Consider the following 500-nt stretch of genomic DNA (forward strand, 5'->3'; position numbering starts at 1 on the left):
CAGGCCCTACGCGGCGTGGGGTGCGCACGATGGAGGAGTGGCGCGTTCATCCGCAGGGAGCCGCCGTCAACGCGGAACCCCTGCTGCACATCGCCGATGCGCCTGCGAGCGCGAAGCCGCGCTGGCCGGTGAATCCGCAACGTCCCTTGCAGGGCATCCGCGTGCTTGACCTGACACGCGTATTGGCGGGGCCGACCGCAACGCGCTTCATGGCCGGCTTCGGCGCCGACGTGCTGCGCCTCGATCCGCCGAGCTGGGATGAGCCGGGTGTGGTGCCCGACCTGGTGCCGGGCAAGCGCTGCGCGCGACTCGACCTGCGCACCTCGCAGGGACGGGAAATCTTCACCCAATTGCTGGCGCAGGCCGACGTACTGGTGCACGGCTATCGTTCCGACGCGCTGGCCGGCATGGGCTTCGACGCAGACTATCGCCGCCGCATCAATCCGGCGCTGGTGGATGTCAGCCTCGACGCCTACGGCTGGAGCGGCGCGTGGAAAACG

Annotated in this window: 1 protein-coding gene; it reads left to right on the forward strand. The window is 69.6% G+C overall.

The window, feature by feature from the left end; genetic code table 11:
* Positions 1-500, forward strand: a 500-nt coding sequence (locus tag HLUSI_RS0119695; protein WP_040503703.1) for a CoA transferase, incomplete at both ends; no start/stop codon positions are given.

It is taken from the genome of Herbaspirillum lusitanum P6-12, assembly GCF_000256565.1.
Classification (GTDB): Bacteria; Pseudomonadota; Gammaproteobacteria; order Burkholderiales; family Burkholderiaceae_D; genus Herbaspirillum; species Herbaspirillum lusitanum.